At 69.3% G+C, this 26,241-nt stretch carries 16 protein-coding genes; 9 read left to right on the forward strand and 7 right to left on the reverse strand.

The genetic code is table 11. The annotated features are described in order from the left end of the window. Positions 1-119 precede the first annotated feature (119 nt). Together ACQPXM_RS28870 and ACQPXM_RS28875 are read right to left on the reverse strand one after the other, a co-directional pair. On the reverse strand, positions 120-1,295 hold the full coding sequence (locus ACQPXM_RS28870; RefSeq protein ID WP_432939166.1) for a threonine synthase: 1,176 nt from the start codon (positions 1,293-1,295) through the stop codon (positions 120-122). 88 nt (positions 1,296-1,383) lie between these two features. Next, on the reverse strand, positions 1,384-1,959 hold the full coding sequence (locus tag ACQPXM_RS28875) for a winged helix-turn-helix domain-containing protein (protein ID WP_432939169.1): 576 nt from the start codon (positions 1,957-1,959) through the stop codon (positions 1,384-1,386). Between the two features lie 328 nt (positions 1,960-2,287). Between ACQPXM_RS28875 and ACQPXM_RS28880 the strand changes: the two genes are divergently transcribed. Beyond that, a complete protein-coding gene (locus tag ACQPXM_RS28880) occupies positions 2,288-6,652 on the forward strand; it encodes a S8 family serine peptidase (RefSeq protein ID WP_432939171.1) in 4,365 nt (1,454 codons plus the stop codon). 669 nt (positions 6,653-7,321) lie between these two features. Here ACQPXM_RS28880 and ACQPXM_RS28885 read toward each other — a convergent pair. Next, the gene (locus ACQPXM_RS28885; RefSeq protein ID WP_432939174.1) at positions 7,322-7,798 is read right to left on the reverse strand and encodes a hypothetical protein; all 477 of its coding nucleotides are present in this window, start codon (positions 7,796-7,798) and stop codon (positions 7,322-7,324) included. Positions 7,799-8,366: 568 nt separating this feature from the next. Here ACQPXM_RS28885 and ACQPXM_RS28890 point away from each other — a divergent pair. Continuing rightward, positions 8,367-10,583, forward strand: coding sequence for a glycoside hydrolase domain-containing protein (locus ACQPXM_RS28890; protein WP_432939177.1), 2,217 nt, complete (start codon positions 8,367-8,369; stop codon positions 10,581-10,583). Then, a complete protein-coding gene (locus ACQPXM_RS28895) occupies positions 10,580-11,890 on the forward strand; it encodes a glycosyltransferase (protein ID WP_432939180.1) in 1,311 nt (436 codons plus the stop codon). Before ACQPXM_RS28890 ends, ACQPXM_RS28895 begins: the two co-directional genes overlap by 4 nt. Positions 11,891-11,977: 87 nt before the next feature. Here the strand turns inward: ACQPXM_RS28895 and ACQPXM_RS28900 are convergent, their stop codons facing one another. Both ACQPXM_RS28900 and ACQPXM_RS28905 read right to left on the reverse strand, forming a co-directional pair. After that, a complete protein-coding gene (locus ACQPXM_RS28900; protein ID WP_432939183.1) occupies positions 11,978-12,547 on the reverse strand; it encodes a winged helix-turn-helix domain-containing protein in 570 nt (189 codons plus the stop codon). Between the two features lie 215 nt (positions 12,548-12,762). Next, on the reverse strand, positions 12,763-14,037 hold the full coding sequence (locus ACQPXM_RS28905) for a glycoside hydrolase family 18 protein (protein WP_432939185.1): 1,275 nt from the start codon (positions 14,035-14,037) through the stop codon (positions 12,763-12,765). A 297-nt stretch (positions 14,038-14,334) separates the two neighbouring features. Between ACQPXM_RS28905 and arfA the strand changes: the two genes are divergently transcribed. From arfA to glgB, 6 genes are all read left to right on the forward strand, one after another. Next, positions 14,335-15,237, forward strand: coding sequence for a channel-forming protein ArfA/OmpATb (gene arfA / locus ACQPXM_RS28910; RefSeq protein WP_432939188.1), 903 nt, complete (start codon positions 14,335-14,337; stop codon positions 15,235-15,237). Positions 15,238-15,341: 104 nt separating this feature from the next. Continuing rightward, positions 15,342-15,974, forward strand: a complete 633-nt coding sequence (locus ACQPXM_RS28915) for a sunset domain-containing protein (protein ID WP_432939191.1) — start codon at positions 15,342-15,344, stop codon at positions 15,972-15,974. Positions 15,975-16,280: 306 nt separating this feature from the next. After that, the gene (gene treS / locus ACQPXM_RS28920) at positions 16,281-18,005 is read left to right on the forward strand and encodes a maltose alpha-D-glucosyltransferase (protein ID WP_077015950.1); all 1,725 of its coding nucleotides are present in this window, start codon (positions 16,281-16,283) and stop codon (positions 18,003-18,005) included. Continuing rightward, positions 18,002-19,435: a maltokinase N-terminal cap-like domain-containing protein gene (locus ACQPXM_RS28925; protein WP_432939195.1), complete on the forward strand. Its 1,434-nt coding sequence runs from the start codon at positions 18,002-18,004 to the stop codon at positions 19,433-19,435. The genes treS and ACQPXM_RS28925 overlap by 4 nt, the downstream gene beginning before the upstream one ends. A 40-nt stretch (positions 19,436-19,475) precedes the next feature. Continuing rightward, positions 19,476-21,200 carry a BTAD domain-containing putative transcriptional regulator gene (locus ACQPXM_RS28930; protein WP_432939198.1) on the forward strand — a complete coding sequence of 575 codons (1,725 nt, stop codon included), beginning with the start codon at positions 19,476-19,478 and terminating at the stop codon, positions 21,198-21,200. 77 nt (positions 21,201-21,277) lie between these two features. Beyond that, positions 21,278-23,596 carry a 1,4-alpha-glucan branching protein GlgB gene (gene glgB / locus ACQPXM_RS28935; RefSeq protein ID WP_432939201.1) on the forward strand — a complete coding sequence of 773 codons (2,319 nt, stop codon included), beginning with the start codon at positions 21,278-21,280 and terminating at the stop codon, positions 23,594-23,596. A gap of 35 nt (positions 23,597-23,631) precedes the next feature. Here glgB and ACQPXM_RS28940 read toward each other — a convergent pair whose 3' ends face one another. Together ACQPXM_RS28940 and ACQPXM_RS28945 are read right to left on the reverse strand one after the other, a co-directional pair. Continuing rightward, positions 23,632-24,930 carry a hypothetical protein gene (locus ACQPXM_RS28940; RefSeq protein WP_432939203.1) on the reverse strand — a complete coding sequence of 433 codons (1,299 nt, stop codon included), beginning with the start codon at positions 24,928-24,930 and terminating at the stop codon, positions 23,632-23,634. Between the two features lie 9 nt (positions 24,931-24,939). Then, on the reverse strand, positions 24,940-26,235 hold the full coding sequence (locus ACQPXM_RS28945; RefSeq protein ID WP_432939206.1) for a hypothetical protein: 1,296 nt from the start codon (positions 26,233-26,235) through the stop codon (positions 24,940-24,942). Positions 26,236-26,241: the final 6 nt, after the last annotated feature.

Raw genomic sequence — 26,241 nt, forward strand, 5'->3', positions numbered from 1 at the left:
GGGGGATGCAACGGGATCGCCTGGGCTACGCGCGGTGCTTTGCCGACGCGATCCCTGGCGCGCATGCCCTCCACCGAGCCGGAGCAGTTGCCGGCGCGAGCCGATGTTCCGCCGCGCTACTAGAGCGGCACGGTCTCCGGGTACTTCAGGCCGGTACCGGTGTTGAGGGCAACCACCCTCTCACCGGCCTTGATCCAGCCGGACGCCCGCAGCCGGGCGACGGCGGCGAAGTTGGCGGCTCCTTCGGGGCAGACGAAGGAGCCCTCCAGCTCGGCGCAGCGCCGTTGGGCGGCGAGGATCTCCTCGTCGTCCACGGCCACGGCGCACCCGCCGGTCTCCTGGATCGCCCGCAGCACCAGGAAGTCGCCGAGCGCCTTCGGCACAGTGATGCCGAAGGCAACGGTCTTGGCGTCGGGCCACGGCTCGCTCTCCGGCTTGCCCTGCTCCCAGGCCTGCACGATCGGCGCGCAGCCGGAAGCCTGTACGGCGACCAGGCGCGGCAGCGGGCCCTCGACCCAGCCGAGCTCGAGCAGTTCGTTCAGCGCCTTCCAGATGCCGATCAGCCCGACGCCGCCACCGGTCGGGTACAGGATCACGTCGGGCAGCTGCCAGCCGAGCTGCTCCGCGATCTCCAGCCCCATCGTCTTCTTGCCCTCGATCCGGTAGGGCTCCTTCAGCGTCGAGACGTCCTGGTAGCCCTCCCGCGTCGCGAGCTGCTCGCGGATCCACACCCCCGCGTCACCGATCAGCCCGTCGATCAACTGCAGCTCGGCGCCGACGACACTCACCTCGCGCCGGCAGATCTCCGGCGCGGCCTCCGGCATCGCGATCAGCGCCTCCATCCCGGCCCGTACGGCGTACGCCGCCCAGGACGACCCGGCGTTGCCGTTCGTCGGCATGGCGATCTTGCGTACGCCGACCTCCTTGGCGCGGGAGACCCCGACGGCCGCGCCGCGCGCCTTGAAGGTGCCGGTCGGGATCAGCCCCTCGTCCTTCATCAGCAGGTTCTCGACCCCGAGCTCCCGCCCGTACGCCGGCAGTCGGAGCAGCGGCGTCATCCCCTCCCCCAGCGTGACCACGTTCGCGGGATCGCGGACCGGCAGGAGTTCGTGGTAGCGCCACAGGTCGGGCGGGCGCCCAGCGACGTCGTCCTTGGTCAGCCCGGCGCGGACCTCGTCGAGGTCGTAGCGGACCAGCAGAGGCGAGCCGCACGAGCACAGCCCGATCACCTGGTCCGGGTCGTGGCGGAGACCGCACTTGGGACATTCCAGCTGAGTCAGAGCGGAGAATCGCACGGCCCGACGCTACTCCGCCCGGCTACTGCCCGCCGTACACCGTCTACAGTCCGGACTCACCCGGCGCGCAGGCCAGTGAACGCCGGACTCACCCGGCGCGCAGCCCGGTGATCGCCGGGCGCTGGTGGTCGGCCAACCGGAAGCCCGTGCCGCGAACGGCGTCGATGGTGACCGTCGTACCGAGGTCGTCGAGCTTGCGCCGGACGCGTTTGACCAGCGAGTGCACGTCTCCGGTCCCGCGCTGGTGACGGTTGCGCCAGACGGCCTGGTGCAACGCCTCGTACGTCCAGACCCGGACCGGCTCGGTCATCAACCGGGTGAGCAGGTCGTGCTCCAGGTCGGTCAGCGGCACCTCGCGTCCGCGCCACTGAGCGACCGAGCGCTGCGAGTCGATGGTCAGCGCGTCGGCGCCGGCCGATGCGGTGCCGGCCTGTGACGGCGCGGACTGCTCAGCGGGAGCCGACGGTGGTGGGTCCTGAGCAGGGACGAGCAGTTTGCGAAGTTCGTCCAGGCTGGAGACGAGCAGCAGCGGCGCGACGTCGTCGACCAGTTCGGCGAGCCGGACACGTTCTTCGGGGGACGCGGCGACGGCGATCAGCAGCGGGAAGTCCTGGTGATCGATGGTTCCGTCGTCGCGTGGGGCGGGGACACGGGCGGTGACCATGCGATCACGATGTCAACCTCTGCCTTTAATGGTCAACGAATTGACAAAATCTGGCGAAACTTGCCCAGAACGCTCGTACTCCTGGTGACATCTTGCTCACGAAGTGTGCTTGTTCGCTCTGACATCTGACACATAAGGTCCACGTCAGGCTCGCAGCGTCACAGCTCGCGACCTGGGGGGCACGGTGCGTTCGCAGAACCGGTTCATCACCGGCGGCCGCGGACCCACCCGAACCTCCGCACGTTGGCTCGGGGGCCGACTCGGGGATGTTCAGTGAGGGGCTGCACAGATGTCACATCAACGAAGTCGAGGGCTCGCCAGATCACTGGTGAGCGCTCTCGCGGCGGTGGCCGTCGTCGCCACCGGGCTGGCCGCCACCGGCGCCGCACAAGCCGCACCGACCACGCCGGCCGCCGACCCGGCGTCCAAGATCAAGCCCGAGCTGCTCAGCAAGCTCCAGGGCAAGGACGCCAAGGAGGCCACCGACTACTGGGTCCGGTTCACCGCCAAGGCGGACCTGAGCAAGGCCAGCACGATCGCCGACTGGAACGCCCGCGGTACGGCGGTCGCCGCCGCGCTGCGCAAGACCGCGACCGAGAGCCAGGCGAGCGTCAAGGCCGAGCTCGACGCGCAGCACGTGAAGTACCAGACCTTCTGGGGCACGAACGCGATCCGGATCAACGGCGGCTCGCTGGCGCTGGCCCAGACGCTGGCCCAGCACGCCGAGGTCGAGGGGCTGTACAACCCGACCGCGATCGAGGTGCCGAAGGTCACCGAGGGCAAGGACGAGCGGCAGATCAACGCGCTCGAGTGGGGTCTGGCCAACATCAACGCCGACGACGTCTGGTCGCAGTACGGCGACAAGGGCCAGGGCATCGTCATCGCCAACATCGACACCGGCGTCCAGTACGACCACCCGGCGCTGGTGAACTCCTACCGGGGCAACCTGGGCGGCGGCCAGTTCGACCACAACTACAACTGGTTCGACGCGGCCGGCTCCTCACCGGCGCAGCCGTCCGACGGCAACGGCCACGGCACCCACACGATGGGCACGATGGTCGGTGACGACGGTGCGGGCAACCAGATCGGTGTCGCCCCGGCGGTCAAGTGGATCGCGGCGAACGGGTGCTGCCCGAGCGACGCGGCACTGATCACCTCCGGTGAGTGGATGCTCGAGCCGACCAACCTCGCCGGGCAGAACCCCGACGCGAGCAAGCGGCCGCACATCATCAACAACTCGTGGGGCTCGACGCTGCCCTCCAACGACCCGTTCATGGAGGACATCACGCTGGCCTGGACGGCGTCCGGCATCTTCGGTGCCTGGTCGAACGGCAACAGCGGATCGGCCTGCCAGACCAGCGGCTCCCCGGGCAGCCTGGTCAGCAACTACTCGGCCGGCGCGTACGACATCAACAACAACATCGCCTCGTTCTCCGGCCGCGGTGTGGGCCAGAACGGTGAGATCAAGCCGAACCTGGCGGCGCCGGGCGTGAACGTGCGCTCCAGCATCCCGGGCAACGGCTACGCCAGCTTCAACGGCACCTCGATGGCCTCGCCGCACATGGCGGGCACCATCGCGCTGCTCTGGTCGGCGGCGCCCGCACTCAAGGGCGACGTCGCCGCGACCCGCGCGCTGCTCGACAACGCCGCGGTCGACAAGGCCGACAGCCAGTGCGGTGGCACCACCGACGACAACAACGTGTACGGCGAGGGCCGGCTGGACGCGCTTGCGCTGCTGAACGCCGCCCCGATCGGTGACACCGGCACCCTGACCGGCAAGGTCAGCTCGGCCGGTGCCGCGCTCGCCGGCGCCACCGTCACGGCGAAGGCCGCCGGTCAGCCCGACCGCACGCTGACCACCGGTGCGGACGGTCGCTACTCGTCCGTGCTGCCGGCCGGCGAGTACACGCTGACCGCCGCGTCGTTCGGCTACCAGAGCCAGACGGCGGCCGTCACGATCACCGCGAACACGACCAGCACCAAGGACTTCGTGCTGGTGTCCGCGCCGACGGTCAACATCGGCGGCACGGTCAGCGACGGCTCCGGCCACGGCTGGCCGCTGTACGCGAAGGTCAGCGTCGAGGGGCCGGGTGGCGTGTTCGACTACACCACCCCGACCAACGGCCGGTACAGCTTCAAGGTGCCGTCCGGCAGCGAGTACACGCTGAAGGTCGAGTCGCAGTACCCGGGCTACCAGACCGTCAGCCAGCCGGTCACGGTCGGCGCGAGCAACGTCACGAAGAACATCGCCGTACCGGTGCGCTCCGACGCCTGCGCCACGGCGCCGGGCTACCGCAACGGGTCGGACGGCCTGTACGAGACCTTCGACGCCACCACCGCGCCCAGCGGCTGGACCGTCGTGGACAACAAGGGCAACGGCCAGGTCTGGAAGTTCGAGGACGCCGGCAACCGGGGCAACCTGACCGGTGGCGGCGGCGGCTTCGCGATCGTGGACAGCGACAAGTACGGCTCCGGCCAGTCGCAGGACACCTCGCTGGTCAGCCCCTCGGTCGACCTGACCGATGTCGCGGCCCCGGTGATCCGCTTCAACCAGGACCTCAACTGGCTGGGCGGGGAGAAGGCCGACGTCGACCTGTCGATCGACGGCGGCGCCACCTGGACCAACGTGCTGCGTCAGGCCACCGCGGACGCCCGCGGCGTGAAGGAGATCGCGATCCCGCAGGCGGCCGGGCAGTCCGCCGTACAGGTCCGCTTCCACTACTACGACGCCTCGTACGAGTGGTGGTGGCAGGTCGACAGCGTGCTGATCGGCACCCAGATCACCTGTGAGCCGACCGGCGGCGGCATCGTCGTCGGCAACGTCAAGGACGCCAACACCGGTGGCTTCGTCAACGGCGCCGTCGTCACCCGTGACGACAAGCCCAGCGAGTCCGCCGTCACCGTCGCCACGCCGGAGGACACCGGCCTGAACGACGGCTTCTACTGGCTGTACTCCGCCGACTCCGGCGCGCACGGCTACACCGCCAAGGCCGGCGGCTACGTCAACGCGAGCCAGACCGTGGACGTGGAAGCCGACTGGGTCACCCTGGCCGACTACACGCTGGCGGCCGGCCGGTTGTCGGTCACGCCGGGCACGATCGAGGGCACCCTGCGGCTGCCCACCGGCAAGGTCACCAAGTCCTTCACGGTCAAGAACACCGGCGGCGCACCGGTGGACGTGAAGTTCGGTGAGCGCGACGGCGGCTTCGAGATCGCCAACGCCAACGGCAGCACCACCACGAAGTCCCAGGTGCTGACCGGCACCGGTGCTCCGCTGCAGCGGCTCGAGGTGCCGACGTCGTTCGCCAGCAAGCTGTCCGGCAAGATGGCCGGCACGCCCGCCGTACCGGCGCCGCTCGCGGCTCCGTGGGCCGACATCGCCGACTACCCGGCGACCGTGATGGACAACCGGGTGGTCAACCTCGACGGCAAGATCTACTCGCTGGCCGGTGGCAACGGCAGCGCGTCGACGGCGAACAGCTACGTGTACGACCCGGCCTCGCTGGCCTGGACCGCGATCGCCCCGCTGCCGGGCGCCCGCAACGCGATCACCGTCGGCGCCGTCGGCGGCAAGATCATCGCCAGCTCCGGCTGGGGCACCTCCGGCCCGGACGCCGCGACCTGGTCCTACGACCCGGCCGCGAACGCCTGGTCCGCGGTGGCCAACAACCCGGCGCCGCGCGCGGCCGCCGGCCAGGCCGTCCTGGACGGCAAGCTGTACGCGATCGGTGGCTGCACCACGGCCTCCTGCACCCCGATGTCGAACACCGCGGTCGCCTACGACGCGGCGGCCAACACCTGGGCGCCGATCGCGAACTACCCGAAGTCGGTGGCGTTCGCCTCCTGCGGCGCGATCGACGGCAAGATCTACTGCTCCGGCGGTAACGACGGCGCGGCCGCTCAGAAGAGCAGCTACGTCTACGACCCGGCCACCAACGCCTGGTCCCCGATCGCCGACTCCCCGGCCGACCACTGGGCGGCGTCGTTCGCCGTCGCCGGTGGCAAGCTGCTGGTCGTCGGCGGTGTCCAGACCGGCGCCGTCACGAACGCGGGCTTCGCGTTCGACCCGGCCGCCGGCACCTGGGCGGCGCTGCCGAACGCCAACAACCCCCGCTACCGCGGTGGCGCGGCGTGCGGCTTCTACAAGGTCGGCGGCTCGTCCGGCGGCTTCACCGCGACCGTCGACAGCGAGGCCCTGCCGGGTCTCGAGGACTGCGCCGAGTCGTCGGCCGACGTCAGCTGGCTGAGCATCGACAAGACCGAGGCCACCCTGGCCCCGGGCGCCAGCACGACGGTCAAGGTCACGCTCACCGCGAGCGTCGACCAGCCCGGCAAGTACACCGGCTCGGTCACCATCGCCGAGAACACGCCGTACAGCGTGGACCCGGTGGCGGTCACGATGAACGTCACCCCGCCGACCACCTGGAGCAAGCTGTCCGGCACGGTCACCGGCGTCGCCACCAACGGCAACACCGCCCCACTGGCCGGCGCCATCGTCCAGGTCGACTCGTGGGCGTCGTCGTACACGTTCACCACGACCAGCCAAGGCACGTACGCGTACTGGCTGGACCGCCGCAACAACCCCCTCACCCTGATCGCCGCCAAGGACGGCTACAAGCCCCAGACCCGCACCACCCGCCTGGTAGCAGGCACCCCGGTGGTGGAGGACTTCGCACTGAAGGCCATCCGGTAACGACCACCTAGCAACAGCCTCGGCCCCCGCCCAGAACCTTGGGCGGGGGCCGAGTGCGTTGAAGGGCACCAACAGACAGGACCAGCAACCAGCAACCAGCAACGAGAGAAAGCACAGACATCAGAAACAGACAGAACAAAGACAGAAATACAGTGAGGCCGTAGGCACATCGCAGATGCCTACGATTGAGCTCGGCGGTGGCTGAGGAAAAGCCAAGCCAACAGAGTCTGCAAGATTCCCTAAGACAGATCACAAAGAGCAATACAAAAGAAGATGGAGTGACGTTCACAGGTCAACCCCCTGTGCCTATGACGCAGACACGCTGTGGCTGAGGTTCCTCGGCTCAGTTCATCCCCAAGCTGAGCACGACAGCGATCTGGTCGTTCGCCTCAGGCCTGGCCGGGATCCAGTGATCGTTGAGACCAAGAACTCCAGCAAGACGACGGCGTCGAAGAAGCCAGCACCGACACGAACTCGCGCTCAGGCTCCGGATCATGGCGCCCGACGAGCCATCGCTGGACGTGCCGCGAAGAAGACCAGCGCCAAGACCAGCTAGGCGTATTGCCCAGGAACCGCCGAGATCGGGTCCCACCACCTCGGCACCAGCTGATGCCGAGGTGTGGAACAGACGGCGTCAGGCCCACTCCGGCGCAGCACCACCGGCCGCCCTCAGGACTGCCAGAGGAATGTGGCCTCGGTGCAGGGCCAGCAGGCGAAGACGTATCCGCTGCCGCCTCCGAAGTTGATCTCTGTGCGACTGAGTCCCTGTTCCAGCTGGGCCACGAAAGGCATCGGCTGGGCGCACGACCGGCACGATGGGGTCTCGTCGCACTGCAACCATGACGGTTCCCCGCCGAGTTGGCCGAGGACCTCGCGCCGAACGCGGCCGGTGTCCGTCGCCCATTGCTGGCGCGCTTCCTCGTAGGGGACGCCGTCGATCACGGTGGAGGTGATGCCGGACGCCTCAGGCAGCTTGGTCTCGCCCTCCGCTGGAACCTGGGCGGCTGCGAGTCCGTCGCGCGGAAAGACGAACGCCGTGTTGCCGCCCGCCCGCGGATCCCACTCGTCGCACAGGCCGGGTTCGTTCTGGCACATGAAGATCGGCACGACATGCTCTTGTGTCAGCACCTGCGCCAGGAACTGCATCGGGCCGGAGCACGTGGCGCAGGTCGGCCAGGTGAAGCCGGCCGGCACCAACGGAACCCCACCGGTGCGGGTCGTGGGTGCTTCGTCGGCGACTGGACCGGCGTAGGTCATCAAAGTCGTCATGGTCGGGCAGCCTAGTGGGGCAGGGGACCGCTCGCGGTGCTTCTGTCCGCTCCTCCAGCCACGACGCGCCTGCACTCGGCAGGCGAGGTCGCAGCACGGCCTCGTCACCACGGTCTGATCTCCACGTGGCGCACCCATGGGTTCCAGGAATTGAGCACGATCCGCTCCCCGCACGGACCTGGATCCCCGGCGTGAGCTTGCCTGGTGACGGAGTCTTCGACGTCCATCCACAGCCGCAGCGTGCCTCTGCATTGGGCAGGTGCGGACGGGCCGACGACCCCACTGCGTCTTTGCTCTTGCTCTTCGTCTTTGCTCTAGCTCTTCCGGCCGGACTCCACCCTTGGGGCGGCTCGAACGTAACTTGGGTGTCTCCTTCGGTCCACGTGGCTGAAACATGTGCTTCCTACCTTGGGAGTCCACGTCAGCCGCGTGAGGCGGTGAGCCCATGTTCGAGCATGTTGACCCGTTCATCGGGACCGGTGCCACCGACCTGCCTGCGCCGAAGGGGCTGGCGGGGGCGTGGTGGTGGCCCAAGCCGCAGGTCGGGAACACGCATCCCGGCGCCGTGCATCCCTTCGGGATGGTGTCGGCTTGCCCGTACTCCGGGGCTTACCCGACCGGGTACGGGTTGTACGACTTCAACACCGAGGGTGTGCCCGGGCTGCTGCACGACCGCCCGGTCGCTTCCGGATTCACGCATTTCCAGCAGTCCGGCACGGGCGCGATTCGCAAGTACTACAACTACTTCCGGGTGACGCCGATGCTCGGCCCGCTTGATGACCTGGGCACCACGTGGGACCTGGTGGACGAGGTTGCCGAGCCCGGCTACTACGCGGCGACGCTGGGCTCGGGGGTGCGCTGCGAGGTCACCGTCGGGCCGAAGTCGGCCGTGCACCGGTACACCTTCCCGGCGCACGACGCCGCCCGGATCGTCATCGACGCCTCGACCGGCGGGCTGGCCATCCCGCACAGTCAGACCGTGCCGCTGAAGGCGCACCTGGCGATGCTGGGGCCGGGCGTAGCTCAGGGGGAGATCCACGTCGAGGGCGTGCCGCTGGCCGTGCATCTGGAGGTCGACGCACCCGGATGGCGACAGCTGCTGTGGTACGACCGGCGCCTGATGCCCGGCGGCACTCGCCTCGACTTCGACTACATCCGGCCGACCACCCTGCGGCCGTTCGGGCTGATGTTCATGGGCCCCTCGCGCGCCGAGCAGACCGTCGAGGTGCGGCTGGGATTCTCCCTGCGGGGGTGCGAGACGGCCCGTGACAACCTGCACGCGGACGTCGGCCGCTCCCAACCCACCTTCACCGGGCGGCGCGAGCACACGGCGGCCACCTGGCGCGAACACCTCGGCAAGGTCGCGATCGAGGCCGGATCCGATGACCAGGCAACGGTTTTCGGTACCGCGCTCTACCACTCGCTGGTCAAACCGTGCTTCGCCCCGGACGAGAGCCCGTGGTCGACCGAAGGCCCGTACGCGTTCGACATCTGCACGATGTGGGACATCTACCGCACCCAACTGCCGCTGATGACGACGCTGTTCCCGCAGCGTTCGGTCGCGCTGGCCAACTCGTTGCTGTCGATCTGCGAGCAGGAGGGCAACCTGCCGATCGGCTACCGGATGGCCAAGGGCGCCGACCGGTTCTCCCGGCAGGGCAGCGCGCTCGCGCACACCTTCCTGGCCGACCTGTGCCAGCTGGATCTGCCGGGGATCGACTGGGACTGGGCCATGGTGCACCTGGAGATGGACCTGCGCCGCACGTACGGCGAGGACTACCTGGTGCACGGTGTCGCGCATCCGATCAGCCACACTCTCGACCTGGCGTACGCCTATCACTGCACCGCGGCGATCGCCCACAAGGTGCGCGACCGGCCGCTGGCCCAGCAGATGCGCGACTTCGCCAAGGGCTGGCGGGCGGCGTACGACCCAGGCACCGGCCTGCTGCGCGACTCGACGTTCTACGAGGGCGGCCGGTGGAACTACTCGTTCCGGCTGCTGCACGACATGCGCGCCCGGATCGCACTCGCCGGCGGCGACGAGGCGTTCGTGAGCCTGCTCGACCGGTTCTTCGGGTACGACGCCGCGCCGGTCACCCAGCCGGGGGTCGCACCGAGCGTGGCCGAGATGGATGCCGGGTACGAACTGAGCCGGTTCGAGGGACTGAACAACGAACCGGACTACGAAGCGCCGTGGGCCTACCACTACGCGGGACGGCCGGACCGCACCGCGGAGGTGGTGCACGCCGCCGTCGCCAACCAGTTCGGCACCGGCCGCGGCGGCTTGCCCGGCAACGACGACTCCGGCGGGCTGTCCGCCTGGTACGTCTGGGCGACGCTCGGGCTGTTCCCGGTGGCTGGACAGAACCTCTTCCTGGTCAGCGCGCCGGCCGTCACGGAGTCCACGATCCACCTGCCGTACGGCGACCTGTCGATCACCACCACAGGATTCGAGCCGGTCGAGGCCGGTGGACCGGTCTCCTACGTCCAGTCCCTCGCGGTCAACGGCAAGACCCTCGAACGCCCCTGGATCTCCGGCCGGGAACTGCGGCACATCCAGAACCTGCACATCGAGCTCGGCCCTCGCCCGTCCGGCTGGGGCACGCGGATCAGGCCACCGTCCACATCCGACCCATTGCACGCCACTGGAGGTGAAGCATGAGCGTCGCCGACGACACGCTCGTCCCGTCCGTCCCCGGACGCCGCCTGGTCATCGTCGTCCGCGCCGATCCGGTGATCTGCGGGCATTCCGGTGAGGCACGGTGCCTCGCGGAGGTGGCGCTCAGCCGCGGGTTCGACGACGTGCGGATCGTGACCTGGCCGCTGGACGCGCTCGAGGCGGCCGGGCTGCCGTTGAAACCACTCGACCGCGTACTGCCGTACAGCCCGGGCATCACCGTGGAGAGGCCCGATCCGGTGGGTGATTACCGGGTGCCGGACGGGCGCTACCTGTACGGGCTGATCGGGCGACTGGTCGAGCTGTTCGGCGACGGGGTGCCGACAGTGGCGATGTCGCTGTACCTGAGCCCGCATGCGATCGCCGTACAGGAGGCCGTCCAGGTGGCGCGCCGGATCGGGCCCGCACGGGTCGTCACGGTGGCTGAGGCGGTGGGGTCCGACATCACCAACGTGGTGCGCGAGTGCGTGGCCACCGGCCGATTCGGGGCAGCCGCACACATCCTGTCGGTCTATCTGGAAGCGGACCACTGCGTGGCGGTGTCGGAGTACACCAAAGAACTGATCGTGGCCTCGGCGGCGACTCTCGACGGTCTGCACGGTACGACGTTCGCGCAGCGGTGCCGTGAGCGGATCGCGATCTCCTACCCGGCGGTCGACTCCTGGTCTTACCTGTCGCTCACCGATGACAAGATCGTCGAGACTCTTGCCCGGCGCGGCCTTTCGCGGGACGGCTACGTGCTGTTCCTGTCCCGGATCGCCTCGGCGAAGGGCGTCGACGACCTGATCGACGCGTACGCCGGGTCACGGTCGGCCGAGCAGGTGCAACTGGTCCTGGCCGGGCGTGGGCCGCAGGAGGACGAGGTGGTGGCGCGGCTCGCGGCAACGGGATTGGGCGAGCGGGTGCGGCTGCTGACCGACGTCGACGACGCGGAGAAGCCCGCGCTGATGGCCGGGAGTGCGGCGTTCGTGCTGCCGACCCGCGAGCAGCCGGAATTCGTCGAGACGTTCGGCATCGCGCTGGTCGAGAAGGCTCTGGCCGGCGGCGGGCCGATCATCACCTGCGCGACCGGCGGCGTACCCGAGGCGGTCGGTGACACGGCCCTGCTGGTGCCGCAGCGCGATCCGGCGACGCTGCGGGCTGTGCTCGACGAGGTCGTGTGCGACTGGACCCCAGAGCAGCGGGCGGCAGCCGAGCTACGTGCACGGGCGTACGCGCTGCAGTTCGACCGGGTGCAGGTTTTCGACCGCCTGTTCGCCCTCGCCGATCCGCCCGCGGCCCACGTCGCCTGACCTCGACAAGGCAGAAGCAAACAGAGCATCCAAGGCACTGCGGTTGGGCCGGCGACCTCACCTTGTCTGTGCTCTTGTTTTGAGGTCTTAGGCGGCTGGTAGTAGGTGGAAGCCGACACCTCGGACTGCGTGGATGGTGACCGTGGCGCCCAGGTGGGCGAGTTTTTGGCGGAGGCGTTTGACCACGGAATGGATGTGGGAGCCGTGGCCGAGGTGTTCGTTGCCCCAGACGGCGTGGTGGAGGCGTTGGTAGGTCCAGACCTGGCCGGGTTTCTGGACCAGGCAGGTGAGGAACTCGTGTTCGAGGCGGGTGAGAGGGACCTCGCGGTCTTTCCAGCGGACGACGCGGCGGTCCTCGTCGAGGCGGAGAGCGGCGGGGAGGGCTACGACGTTGTCGACGTGGTCCTCCGCCACGGGCTGGACTGCCTCGATCTGGGCAGGAGTCTCAACCGCGGGTTCCGGCGGGAGGACACCCGGTGTGAGGACGACGGGCGTCGACGACGTACCGGTGGTGAGGTCCAGGAACGCCCGGGCCTGGTCGGCGCTGGAGACCAGGAGCAGGGCGTCGGCGCCGCTGAGCAGGCGGGCCAGCTGGACGCGTTCGGCACTGGTTGCGCCGACGCCGATGATCAACGAAGAGTCCGGCACGGTTTCCATGGAGCCCCCTCCTCAAACGCTTGCCGGGACAAGTACGCTCAACCGCGAGGGTGAAGTCAAGGGAAACCCTGCGAGACGACGTGGCACATCTGCGCCCTGGCCGACACCGGCCACGGTGAGCCCGAGCGGCAAGCAGTACCCGCACACACGCAAGGGCGTCCGGACCTCCTGCCGGGACGGGGCAGAAGGACCGGACGCGGGGAAGGGCTGCCGGATCAGCCGATGGTCTTCACGGCGGTGATCAGCGCGCCGCTGCTGGTGTCGCCGGACAGCTCCCAGAAGAAGGCGCCGCCGAGGCCCTGCTGGTTGGCGTAGGTCATCTTGTTGCGGATCGTCGCGGGGGTGTCGTAGCCCCACCACTGGCCGTTGCAGAACGCGTACGCCGTACCGCCGACGGTCCCGGTGGACGGGCAGCGGGTGGAGATCAGCTTGTAGTCCTCGATGCCGGCCTCGTACTTGCCGGGCGCGGCGCCGGTCGCGCGGCCGCCGGGAGCGGCCTGGGTGACGCCGGTCCAGCCGCGGCCGTAGAAGCCGATGCCGAGCAGGATCTTCGCGGCCGGGATGCCCTTGCTCTTCAGCTTCTGGATCGCCGCGTCGCTGTGGAAGCCGGCCTGCGGGATCCCGTTGTACGACGTGAGCGGCGAGTGCGGCGCCGTTGGGCCCTGGGCGTTGAAGGCGCCGAAGTAGTCGTAGGTCATCGGCATGATCCAGTCGAGCTTCTGCGCGGCCGTCGCGTAGTCGGTGGCGTCGATCTTGCCGCCGTTGGTGCCGTCGGCGGTGATCGCGGCCGTCACCAGCGCGGACGAGCCGAACCGCGTGCGCAGCGCGCTGATCACGCTGTTGAACGCGTTCGGCCCGGAGGTGTCGCAGCTCAGGCCGCAGGCGTTCGGGTACTCCCAGTCGATGTCGATGCCGTCGAACACATCGGCCCAGCGCGGATCCTCGACCAGCTTGTAGCAGGAGTCGGCGAACGCGGCCGGGTTCTTGGCGGCCTCGGTGAAGCCACCCGACCAGGTCCAGCCGCCGAACGACCAGACCACCTTGATGTTCGGGTACTCGCGCTTCAGCTTGCGCAGCTGGTTGAAGTTGCCGCGCAGCGCGCCGGCGTCCCAGGTGTCCGCGACGCCGTCGACCGAACCGGCCGCGTCGTACGCCTTGTCGTAGGCGGCGTAGGAGTCGCCCATCGCGCAGCGCCCGCCGGTGGTGTTGCCGAAGGCGTAGACGATGTTGGTCAGCTTCGCGGCCGATCCGCTCGTCTTGATGTTCTTGACGTGGTAGTTGCGGTCGTAGACACCCCACTCGGTGAAGTAGCCGACGACGCGTTTGCCGGCGGCCACCGCGTTCGTACCGTCCTGCTGCTCGACCACGCGGGTCGGCAACGGCTGGGCGGCGGCGTCCTCGGACGGGGTGGCCGCGACGGCGGCCGGTACCACTCCGGTGCCGAGCAGTGCGAGCGCGGCGACGAGGGTGGGCAGGGAGCGGATCCTCATGTGTTCCTCCAGGGGGCGGGAGAGGCACTGTGCGCACCCTACTCAGCACAGCGGGTTAAGAAAAGAAGAAACCGAAATAAAAATGTCTACGCGATCACCCGACCACTCGGTGACGCCACCGGGGCCCGGGCGCGACAACGGTGGACATCGGGCGTGATCAGAGGCTGGTCCGGGGTGCACCAGAACCGATTCACCGAGTAGTCTCCTCGCGCACGGTCAATGACCGTATCGACGGAGGAACACGTGCCTGGATCACCGCGGCGACCCGCTCGGATCTGGCTGCTTGCCCTCCTGGTCGTGCCTCTGCTGCTGACCGCTCTGCTGGTCGCCTTCAAGGGCGACGGCCTGAGCAACGCGACCGCCGACGAAGCCGGTACGGCGCAATCGCCGGCGACCACCACTCCCCCGGCCCCGAGCGCCTCGACCACCGTCGTACCGCCCGAGCCCACGGCCGCGCCGTTCTCGATCGCGTGGACCGAGGACGCCGGCCTCAGCGTCACCGCAGTACTGCAGGATCAGGCCGCCCGCGACAAGGTGGTCGACGAGATCCGGTCGCTGCTCGACACGAACGAGACCTTCGGCGACCAGCTGACCGTCGACGCGGCGACCGGCCTGGCGAATCCCAACGCCCTGGTCGGCCTCCTCCACGCTCTGCGCGCCGCGACCGGTGACGTCGCCGTCCGGTACGACGGCACGACGATCACCCTGACCGGCGACGTCGCGGACCAAGCGACCAAAGCAACTGCGGCGCGGGCAGCGGCGAAGGCCGTGCCGGGCGCCGTCGTCGCGAACCAACTGCGCGTGCCGACGGCCGTGAAGCCGCCGGTGAGCGAGGCCTGCCAGACGTTCGAGAGCCGGCTCGCCCAGCTGACCGGTCAGCACAAGATCCGTTTCCTGTCCGGGACGGCGATCGTCAGCGAGCGGTCGCGGGGATCGATCCCGCGGGTCGCCGCGCTGCTGAAGAGCTGCGCCACCGCCCGCGTCGAGGTCGCCGGTCACACCGACAATCTCGGCGACCCGTCGACGAGCTTGCCGCTGTCGCAGCGCCGCGCGGACGCCGTGACCGCCCAGCTGGTCCGGCTCGGCGTACCGGCCGAGCGGATCATCAGCCGCGGGTACGGCGAGTCCGAGCCGGTCGCGTCCAACAGAACCTCCGCCGGGCGGATCGCGAACCGCCGGGTCGAGATCCGAGTCCCGTAGGGGTTGTCGATGAGTTCGCTGTACGCACAGCTGTGGGTCCTGCTGCTGGCCTCGTTCGTGCTCGGCAGCGCCGCGGCCTATCTCGTCCACCGGAGCCTGCACCGATGAGCACGCTCGCCCGCGACAACTGGCCCTGGGAACTGCTCGCGTTCCTGCTCGGCGCCGTCATCACCTGGCTCCTGCTCAGCCGGCGGGAACCCCCGGTGGACGAAGAGGTGCGCGCGGCAGAACCGGTGGAGGAGAAGGTGCTGGTCACCGCCGGCGCCCCGGCCGCCGAAACCCGAGCCGGTGCCGAAACCCGGGCCGGTGCCGAAACCCGCGCCGGTGCCGAAGCCCGGCCCGAAGCCCCGACCGAAACCCCGGCCGAAACCCCGGCCGAAACCCGGACCGAGGCAGGAACAGACGCAGGGCCCGAGCCCGAACGACAACCGTCCTTCTCCCAACGCATGGACCCCGAGGACTCCCCCGCACCGGCTTTGTTCGACGGCTCGGGCAGGGCCGTCGTCCCCGGACAGTACGGCCCGGGCTCGGCCGACGCCGTCGAGCACCAGAGCCCGCCGGACGGCTTCACGATCAAGGCGACCACCGAGTCGATGCTGTTCCACACTCCGGACTCGCCGTACTACGGCCGCACCAGACCCCAGGTCTGGTTCCGCACCGAGGCCGACGCCGAACGCGCCGGTTTCACCAAGTACGTGCCCACGCCGCGGCGGTCGCCGCGCGGTGACCAGAACTAACGCGCGAGCAGGCCGGAAGCAACGCGCTCCGGGTAACGAATCGGCCCGAAAATAGGGGGATCAGGCCCCTATTTGCTTGTACTGGCAAACCGGCGTCACACTGACTCCAACGCCGGTCCGGACCGCTGTCCCACGGCGCCAATCCACACCACCCCGGACACCCTCCGGACCCTGTTTCCTTTTGAGATGCCCGTGACCGGGTACGGGATGCAGAGCCCGCCCCCGGTGTCCACCCGCGCGTCGCTGGAATCGTCCGGCGGCGGCAGCCCGTAGTACCGCTAGGTTTGGACCGAGGGGATACACCCGATGGAGGTGAGCGTGACCGACATGCTGCCGGAGCAGCACCACGGACTGACGAAGAGTGACCCGCTGTGGTTCAAGCGGGCCGTCTTCTACGAAGTCCTCGTGCGGTCATTCAAGGACTCGAACGCCGACGGAATCGGCGACCTGCAAGGCTTGACCGAGAAGCTCGACTATCTCGAGTGGCTCGGCGTGGACTGTCTGTGGTTACCGCCGTTCTACCCCTCACCTCTGCGTGACGGCGGCTACGACATCTCCGACTACACCAACGTGATGCCCGAGGTCGGCACGATCGCCGACTTCGCCGCGTTCATGGAGGCCGCGCACGCGCGCGGCATCCGGATCATCGTCGACTTCGTGATGAACCACACCTCGGACCAGCACCCCTGGTTCCAGGCGTCGCGCACCGATCCCGACGGCCCGTACGGCGACTTCTACGTCTGGTCCGACAACGACGAGGCCTACTCCGACGCGCGGATCATCTTCGTCGACTCCGAGACCTCGAACTGGACCTGGGACCCGGTCCGCCAGCAGTACTTCTGGCACCGGTTCTACTCCAACCAGCCCGACCTGAACTTCGAGAACCCGGCCGTCGGCGACGCGATGATCGAGGCGCTGAAGTTCTGGCTCGACCTCGGCGTGGACGGTTTCCGGCTGGACGCCGTGCCGTACCTGTTCGAGGAGGAGGGCACCAACTGCGAGAACCTGCCCAGGACGCACGAGTTCCTGAAGCGGGTCCGCAAGGAGGTGGACGCGAACTACACCGACCGCGTCCTGCTCTGCGAGGCCAACCAGTGGCCGGGCGACGTGGTCGAGTACTTCGGCGACCGCGAGTCCGGCGGCGACGAGTGCCAGATGGCCTTCCACTTCCCGGTGATGCCGCGGATCTTCATGGGCGTACGGCGCGAGTCGCGCTTCCCGATCTCGGAGATCCTGGCCCAGACCCCGCAGATCCCCGACACCTGTCAGTGGGGCATCTTCCTGCGCAACCACGACGAGCTCACGCTCGAGATGGTGACCGACGAAGAGCGCGACTACATGTGGGGCGAGTACGCCCAGGACCCGCGGATGAAGGCCAACATCGGCATTCGCCGCCGGCTCGCGCCGTTGCTCGACAACGACGTGAACCGGATGGAGCTGTTCACCGCGATGCTGCTGTCGCTGCCCGGCTCCCCGATCCTGTACTACGGCGACGAGATCGGCATGGGCGACAACATCTGGCTCGGTGACCGCGACGGTGTCCGGACCCCGATGCAGTGGTCCCCGGACCGCAACGCGTCGTTCTCGACCGCGACGCCGGGCAAGCTCAGCCTGCCGGTGATCATGGACCCGGTCTACGGGTACCAGGCGGTCAACGTCGAGGCCGAGATGGAGAACGCCTCGTCGCTGCTGCACTGGACCCGGCGGATGATCCAGACCCGCAAGCAGCACCCGTGTTTCGGCATGGGTACTTTCACGGATCTGGGCGGGTCGAACCCGAGCGTGCTCTCGTACATCCGGGAGTTCGGGGACGACGTCGTCCTGTGCGTGAACAACCTGTCGCGGTTCCCGCAGCCGATCGAGCTGGATCTGCGGCAGTGGCAGGGCGTCGAGCCGGTGGAGCTGCTCGGCGGCGTGCACTTCCCGACCATCGGTGAGCTGCCGTACCTGCTGACCCTGGGCGCGCACGGCTTCTACTGGTTCCGGCTGCCGGTGAACAAGTCGGCCGATCGTGAGGAGAGCTCTTCGTGACTTCCCATCTGGACCAGGTCCAGTCCTTCTGCACCCACCAGCGCTGGTTCGGTGAGAAAGGACATGACGTCGACGTCGAAGCGATGGCCACCTCGGTGTGGCTGTCGGACGAGGGCGTCTGGCCCGCGGTCCGGATCGGGTTCGTCTACTGCTCCGGGCCGCCCGGGGCGGAGAACGCCATCCGCGTCTACCAGTTGCCGCTCAGCTACCACACCGCGCCGGTCGACAATCTCGGCCACGCACTGGTCGGCGAGTGGAACGAGCCGGACCTGGGCGACACCCGGGTCTGGGTGTACGACGCCCTGCACGACAAGGAAGCCACGCCGTACTGGCTGGACGCCCTCACCCACGGGCGCCAGCTGGCCGGCCTGGAGTTCCACCCGGTGCACGCGCCGGAGCGCACGCTCGTCGTCCCCGACGACGCGCAGTCGCTGGTGCTCACGGTCGAGCAGAGCAACACGTCGCTGGTCTTCGGCGACACCGCGCTGCTGAAGGTGTTCCGCCGGCTCGAGCCCGGGAGCAATCCCGGCGTCGAGATCGAGTCGGCGCTCACCGAGGCGGGTTCCGAACTGGTGCCCGAGGTGCTCGGGTCGGCGCGTGGCTCCTGGCCGCGCGCCGGCGGCGGCACCGACTCCGGTGACCTGGCGATGATGACGGCGTTCGCGAAGAACTCCACCGACGGCTGGTCGTACGCGACCACCTCCGTGCGTGACCTGTACGCCGAGGCCGATCTGCACGCCGAGGAGGTCGGCGGTGACTTCGCCGGGGAGTCGCACCGGCTGGGCGCCGCGACTGCTCAGGTGCACTCCGAGCTGGCCAAGGCGCTCGGTACCGACGTCTGGCCGCCGGATCAGATGGTCCAGCACGCGGCCGCGATGCAGCGCCGGCTGGACAAGGCCAGCGCGGCGATCCCGGAACTGCAGCCCTACGCCGAGGGCCTGAGCCGGGCCTTCACCGCGCTCGCGGAGTACGGCCAGGACGTGCCGGTGCAGCGGATCCACGGTGACTTCCACCTGGGTCAGGTACTGCGCACGATCGACGGCTGGAAGCTGATCGACTTCGAGGGTGAGCCGGCCAAGTCGCTGATCGAGCGGCGGGCGCTGGACACCCCGATCAAGGACATCGCCGGGATGCTGCGCTCGTTCGACTACGCGGCCCGGTCGCTGCTGGCCGATCACCAGGGCGACCAGCAGATCGCCTACCGCGCGGCCGAGTGGGCCAACCGGAACCGCCGCGCGTTCTGCGACGGGTACGCCGAGGTGGCCGGCACCGACCCGCGCGACCAGGGCGTGCTGCTGAGCGCGTTCCTGGCCGACAAGGTGATCTACGAGACGATGTACGAGGCGCGCAACCGGCCGTCCTGGCTGCCGATCCCGCTCGCCGCAGCCGCTCAGCTGAGCACCACGGAGTCGTCCACCGTCGACGACTGACGCGAGCAGGGGCAGCCCGCGCGCTGCCATACTTCTCGCTATGCCATCCGAGCCGCAGCTGGAGGTCCTGGTTCTCGGGCCTCTCGCCGTGCGGCTGGACGGCGTCGCGGTGGCGGTCGACCGGCCGTTGGAGCGGGCACTGCTGGTGCGCCTCGCGCTGGCCGGCGGACTGCCGGTGCCGGACCAGCGGCTCGCCGTCGATCTGTGGGGCGACGTCGATCTGGCCCGGCCGACCGAGCGCCTACGGGTGCTCGCGTCGCGGCTGCGCGCCGCCCTCGGCACGCCCGACATCCTGACGCGAGCGTCCAACGGGTACGCCCTGTCCGCGCGGATGACCGATCTGGTCAGCGCACGATCGCTGACCAAGGCCCTGTACGCCGCGGCGCGCGCGGGCGATCACGCGACGGTGAGTGCGCTCGGACGCGAGGCGACGGCGTTGTGGCGCGGCGCTTCGCTGGCCGACCTGCGCACGATCCCGTACGCCGCGACCGAAGCCGAGCAGCTGGACGCCTGGCGGCTGGACCTCCAGGTGGAGCGGCTGGACGCGGAGCTCGCCCTCGGCGGTGCGACGGAAGCCGGGCGGGAGTTGGAGGCGCTGGCCGCCGAACACCCGGTGCACGAGCGGCTGTGGTGCTTGCTGGCTCTGGCGTTGTACCGGACCGGACGCCAGGCGGACGCGCTCAACCGGCTGGCCGTGCTGCGGTCGCGGCTGGCCGGCGAGCTGGATGTCGAGCCGGCGGCGACAACAGCCGAGATGGAGCTGCGCCTGTTGCGGCAGGATCCGGGCCTGCTGCTCCCCCAGTCGGCCGTCCTCGCCACGCCACCGGCGGATCCCGAGCTTCCGTTGCCTATGACAACGTTCGTCGGACGGGGACGCGAGCTCGCCGAACTGGTGCACCGGCTCGACCTCCCCGGGGTGATCACTCTCACCGGAAGACCGGGCAGCGGGAAGTCGCGGCTGGCGCTCGAGGCGACGCGCGTGGTGGCGTCGGCCGGTCGAGCGGTCCGGGTGGTCCACCTCGCCTCGCTGCGCCAGGCGGACGCCGTACGGGCGGCGATCGCCGGAGATGGTGCCGCTAGCAACAATCTCGACGAGGCGGTGGCCGGCCTCGGCAACGAACTGCTGTTGCTGGACAACGCCGACCAGCTGACTGGGCCGGTCGCTCGGCTCATCCCGGAGCTGCTCCGGCGAGCGCCGAAACTCACCATCCTGGTCACCTCACAACAACCGCTGGAGCTGGCCGCCGAGCAGCCGCAGCCGATCGAACCGCTCGACGCGATCGCCGCCGCCCAGCTGTTCACCGAGCGATGCGCGGCCGATGCCCAGGGCGCCGATCCGGGACTGGTCGCAGCGATCTGTACGGCGGTCGACCGCCTGCCGCTCGGCATCGAACTGGCCGCCGGCCTCACTCGCACGGTCTCCGTTCCCCAGCTCGCCGAGCGGCTCGCCACCGGCTCGCAAACGGCCGTGCCGGCGCCGCGCTCGACGACCGCCTCCCGCCCGACTGGTCTGGTCGCCGTGCTCGACTGGTCGCACGAACTGCTGAACGACGCCGAGCGCGCCGTCCTGCGCCGGGTCGCCGATTTCACCGACGGGTTCACGCTGGAGGCGGCCGAGCAGGTCGCGGTCGATCCACGGGATGTCGCTCCGGCGTTGACCGAGCTCGCGGATCGCGGTCTGCTGACGGTCGAGGCCGTCGGCGGACGCCGGTTCCGGATGCTGGAAACCGTCCGGAGTCACGTGCTCGCCGAGCCGCGGCGGTAGGACCGGTCCTGTGTACGTCCTCGACGGACGGGTACGGGATGCGGGAATCGAAGAGTCCATCGGGCAGGATTGGGTGTATGGGATCGAACGAGCGCGACGAGCACGATGCCGAGGTGCGGACGCCGCTGTCGGAGGCGATGACCGAACCGGTGGTCACGCCTGACGAACAGGCCGTTCCGACCACCAGCGGGCAGGTTGTGCCCGGATCCACCACGCCCGGGACCGGGCGCGTCGAGGTTGAGCGGTCGGTGCTCGAGCGGCTGGTGGCCGGGACCTACCACGATCCGCACCAGGTGCTCGGGCCGCACCTGGGCGACGGATCAGTGACGCTGCGCGTGCTGCGGCCGTTCGCGAGCACGGTGACCGCGCTGTTCGACGACCAGCGGGTCGAGCTGGAGCACGAGTTCGAGGGCGTCTGGGTCGGCGTGCTGGACGTCGACAAGGTGCCCGACTACCGGCTCGAGGTGGCCTACACCGACGGTCCGGCGCTGGAGATCGACGACCCGTACCGGTATCTGCCGTCGCTCGGCGAGATGGACCTGCACCTGATCGGCGAGGGCCGGCACGAGCAGCTGTGGACCGTGCTCGGCGCGCACGTGCGCCGGTACGACGGCCCGGGCGGAACCGTCACCGGCACGTCGTTCGCGGTCTGGGCGCCGAACGCGCAGGGCATCCGGCTGACCGCCGACTTCAACTTCTGGGACGGTCGCGCGCATCCGATGCGCACGATGGGTTCCAGCGGCGTCTGGGAACTGTTCGTGCCGGGCGTCGGTCCGGGCACCCGCTACAAGTTCGACATCTGCGGACGCGACGGCGTGTGGCGGCAGAAGGCCGACCCGATGGCGAACCTGGCCGAGACTCCCCCGGCCAACGCTTCGGTCGTGCACGAGTCGGCGTACGAGTGGAAGGACGCCGACTGGTTGCAGCGGCGCGCGGCGGCGCAGGCGCACGCCGAGCCGATGAGCGTCTACGAGGTGCACCTCGGGTCCTGGCGCAAGGGCCGGACCTACCGCGAGCTGGCCGACGAACTCGTTGCCTATATCAACGAGATGGGTTTCACCCACGTCGAGTTGATGCCGGTGATGGAGCACCCCTTCGGCGGGTCCTGGGGCTACCAGGTCACCTCGTACTTCGCCCCGACCTCGCGCTTCGGCGACCCCGACGACTTCCGTTTCCTGGTCGACGCGCTGCATCAGGCCGGCATCGGCGTACTGGTCGACTGGGTGCCGGCGCACTTCCCGAAGGACGCCTGGGCGCTGGCCCGCTTCGACGGCACCCCGCTGTACGAGCACCCGGACCCGCGCCGCGGCGAGCAGCCCGACTGGGGCACGCTGGTGTTCGACTTCGGCCGGCCGCAGGTGCGCAACTTCCTGGTCGCGAACGCGCTCTACTGGGCCGAGGAGTTCCACATCGACGGTCTGCGCGTCGACGCGGTCGCCTCGATGCTCTACCTCGACTACTCCCGGCAAGACGGCCAGTGGGTGCCCAACCAGTACGGCGGCCGCGAGAACCTGGAAGCCGTCTCGTTCCTGCAGGAGATGAACGCGACGCTCTACAAGCGGGTGCCCGGCGTGATCACGGTCGCCGAGGAGTCGACGTCCTGGCCGGGCGTCACCCGCCCGACGCACCTGGGCGGCCTGGGCTTCGGGTTCAAGTGGAACATGGGCTGGATGAACGACTCGCTGCGCTACCTGGAGCACGAGCCGATCCACCGCCAGTACCACCACCACGAGCTGACGTTCTCGATGATGTACGCGTACTCCGAGAACTTCGTCCTCCCGCTGTCGCACGACGAGGTCGTGCACGGCAAGGGTTCACTGCTGCGCAAGATGCCGGGCGACCGGTGGCAGCAACTGGCGAACCTGCGCGCTTACCTGGCGATGATGTGGGCCCACCCCGGCAAGCAGCTGCTGTTCATGGGCGGCGAGTTCGGCCAGGAGTCGGAGTGGTCGGAGAAGGGTGAGCTGGATTGGTGGCTGCTCGACCACGCCGATCACCAAGGGTTGCGGCAGCTGGTGAAGGACCTCAACACGTCGTACAAGGACCTGCGGTCGTTGTGGGCCAACGACCACGTTCCCGAGCGCTTCAGCTGGATCGACGCCAACGACGCCGGCAACAACACCTTCTCCTTCGTCCGCTTCGGCGCCGAGGGTGAGCCGACGGTCGCCTGTGTGGTCAACTTCTCGGCGATCCCGCACTACGGCTACCGCGTCGGCCTGCCGTTCGACGGCCACTGGGAGGAGATCCTCAACACCGACGCGCACGTCTACGGCGGCTCCGGCGTGGGCAACCTCGGTGGCGTCGAGGCCAACGGCACCAGCTGGCACGGCATGGCCAGCAGCGCCGAGATCTCGGTTCCGCCGCTGGCCGCCGTCTGGTTCCGCCACGACGGCTGAGCCTCGGACGGTGAGGCTCGGCCGACGTCGACGGCTCAGGAGACCTTGAGGGTGAAGGGTCCCGAGTAGACCGCGTCCACCGGCAGGCGGGTCGACGTGGTGCTGCCGGGGATCCACCAGCGGAACTGGAACGTGCCGCGCACGTTCCACGCGAAGGCGACCAGGCCTCGGCCGGCGTACAGGGTCTTGTAGGTGAGGCCCTGCCAGGCGCCGGCCGAGTTCCTGAACTGGAGCGCGGCCTGCTGCGTGCCGGCGGGATCCACCCACAGGTAGGCCTGGGGCCGGGTGCCGACGGTGACGGCCGGCTGGATGAACTTGGCCGAGACGACGCGCGTGCTCGCGCGGACCGTCCGGGCCGGGCTGGTGCCGGGTTGGAGGGGGCTGGTGCCGGTGGTGCCCGCGACGGTGGTGCGGTACTCGCGGGCGCCGGGGTTCCGGAGCGGGAACTTGTAGTTGCCAGCGGCATCGGTCTTGCCCGAACCGACGACGTACCAGGGACCGGTGGCGGAGTCGCGCGCCTGCAGGACGACCGTGGTGTTCGGCCGCGTCCCCGACTCCTCGTCGAGGCAGATCGGCGGGGCGCCGTTGGGTGGCGCCGGGTTCTCGAAGATCCGGCGGGTGGCAACCTTGCCGGTCAGGGTCGCGGTCGCGCCGTACGGCGTGGAGGCCGGTGCGTTCAGCGTGACCACGCTGCTCGAGACGAGCCGCCAGTCGAGCTGGGCGGCACCCCACTCGTTCCACGCCAGGAAGATGACCTCCATCGGCCGTTGCTTGGTGATCACGCCGCTGAGTGCGGTGGTCCGCGCGGTGTACTCGATCCGGCACCGGTCATAGGTCCAGGGCTGCTCTCCCGTCATCAGCCGCAGCCCGTACGTCGTGGGCGCGGCGACGTCGAGCGGATCGTTCGGGGTCGAGTCGACCACCGGGTCCGGCGGGACCGACCAGGCGAGGTCGCCGTTCGGCCGGTAACTGATGTGCGCCTGGGCCGCGGCGCGCCGGTAGCGGTCGAAGTCGGCCGAGCGGGCCACGTCACCGCTCGGCTCGGACACCACGATCCGCGCGCGGTCGGTCGTGGAGCCCCACGGCTCCAGCTTGTCCGGTGCGAGCACGACCGTGTTCGGCTCCGTCGCGGCGGGGCTGGCGAGCAGCAGATCTTCGGCCCCCGGTCGCTCCAGCACGACGGTGTTGGGTGCCGGACTGGTCTCGTTCCAGCTGATCCGGACCTTGCCGTCCGTCGTCCAGGCGAGCTGGACGTCGGCGGCGAGCACGGACGGCGGCGCGGGTGTGGTCAAGGCGGTGGACAGCAGAGTTGTGGCGAGCAGTGAAGTCATCATCTGGGATACCTACCGAACCGTGAGAGTGAAGACGGGGCTGTGGACGGGGTCGACCCTCAGCCCGGCGGTGCTGCCGGGAATCCACCAGCGGAACTGGAACGTGCCGCGCACGTTCCACGGGAAGGCGACCAGGCCTCGGCCGGCGTACAGGGTCTTGTAGGTGAGGCCCTGCCAGGCGCCGGCCGAGTTCCTGAACTGCAGGGCGGCCTGCTGCGTGCCGGCCGGATCGACCCACAGGTAGGCCTGCGGCTTCGTGCCCAGGGCAACGACCGGCTGGATGAACTTGGCCGAGACGACGCGGGTGGTGGTGCGGACCGCGCGAATCGGCGAGACCGCGCCGATGTTCACGTAGCGCGAGTAGTGGATCTCGGGCCTGTGCAACCGGAACTCACGCGCGCCGCGGTTGACCAGGTTGGCGGTCACGGTCCCGTCCCCCCGCACCTGCGGCAGGGTTCCGACCAGGTACCACGAGCCCGTGCTGGAGTCCCGCGCCTCCAGGCGGGTGCTCGTTAACGGCTGGTTGTAGATACTGCAGGACCCGGACGACGGCCAGAAGATCAGTCGCTTCTCCATCGACCGGCCGGTCAGCACCAGCGGTGCGCCGTACGGGGTGCTGGTGGGTGCGGTGAGCGACAGCGTGGACGTCGTCACCGGGAGACTGAACCCGTAACGGCCTTTCGGTCCCCATTCATTCACGGATCGAACGACCAGCGCGGCCGCCTGATCGGTGCTGGGTGCCGGTCCGGTCGGCTCGGTGGTGGTCGTCCCTTCGATCACTCCGCAGCCGCCGAGCACGCGGGGCTCCTGGTCGACAAGTAGCTGGGGCGTGTACCGGGCGACAAGATCGAGGTCGAGTGGATCGTTCGGCGTGGTGTCGCTAGGAAGGTGGCCGGCGATCCGCCAGGTCCACCGGCCGTCGGTCGCGAAGTCCAGCGCGGGCTCGACGCTCGGCAGGAACCGGTCGAACGCCGGTGAGGCGGCCTCGGTTGCGCCAGTCGCCGTGACGACGATGCGGCCTTCGTCGTACTGGCTGAGCGAGCCGAGGTGGGACGCGTTGATCACCACTTCGTTCGGCTGGGCGGCCGTCGTGGCGCCGAGGTCGAGCTGCTGATCGCTGCTGGCGAAGCGCAGGGTGTTCGCGACCGGCGTCGTTTCGGACCAGCTGATGCGGATCTTGCTGTGGGTGGTGTCGGTCCAGGCGATCGTCACGTCCTCCACGGTCGCCGCGGCCGGCGTGGCCGAGGCCGGCAGAGCTTGGCCGGCGAGCGCCAGGCCGAGTGATGTCGCGAGAAGTGCTTGCAGCATTCCAGC

Origin of the sequence: Kribbella sp. CA-253562, assembly GCF_050942265.1 — a bacterium.
Taxonomy (GTDB): Bacteria; Actinomycetota; Actinomycetes; order Propionibacteriales; family Kribbellaceae; genus Kribbella.